This window comes from Phyllobacterium lublinensis (assembly GCF_020164435.1).
Lineage (GTDB): Bacteria > Pseudomonadota > Alphaproteobacteria > Rhizobiales > Rhizobiaceae > Phyllobacterium > Phyllobacterium lublinensis.
Window position 1 is genome coordinate 1 of record NZ_JAIUDQ010000039.1, and the last position, 684, is coordinate 684.

Genomic DNA, 684 nt, shown 5'->3' on the forward strand with positions numbered 1-684 from the left:
GAAAACCACGGTCTTGTGACCGTTGAGCATGACGCGGGATTCGAGGTGCTTCTTGACGGCGCGTGCCAGCACGCGGCTTTCGATGTCGCGGCCGGTGGCAACGAAATCCTCGGCGCTCATGGCATGGCTGACCCGCTCGGTCTCCTGCTCGATGATTGGACCCTCGTCGAGATCGGGGGTGACATAGTGCGCCGTCGCGCCGATCAGCTTGACCCCGCGCTCATGCGCCTGGTGATAGGGCTTGGCGCCCTTGAAGCTGGGCAGGAAGGAGTGGTGGATGTTGATCACCTTGCCATAGAGCCGCTTGGAGAGGGTGTCGGACAGGACCTGCATGTAGCGGGCGAGAATGACGAGATCGGCACCGGAATCCTTGACGATCTTCAACAGCTGCTCTTCCTGCTCCTTCTTGTTGTCGCGGGTCACCGGCAAGACATGGTAGGGGATGCCCTCGTGCTCGGCAAAGCGGCGGCTGTCCTCATGGTTGGAGACGATCGCCGCCACCTCGGCATCGAGCCAGCCGACCTTGATCTGGTAGAACAGGTGCAACAGCGCATGGTCGAACTTCGAGACCATGATGATGATCCTCGGCTTCCGGGCCTGGTCGACCAGGGTCGTCTTCATGTCGAAACGGTCGATGGCCGGCTTGAGCGCCCGTTCCACGTCGTCCCTGGTGGTGCCTTCAGC

1 protein-coding gene is annotated in these 684 nt (G+C 61.7%); it reads right to left on the reverse strand.

Features of this window, described 5'->3' with window-relative positions; all coding sequences use genetic code 11:
- Positions 1-684 (reverse strand): formyltetrahydrofolate deformylase (locus K9U38_RS21905; RefSeq protein ID WP_224496473.1); only part of this gene is annotated, 684 nt, incomplete at both ends.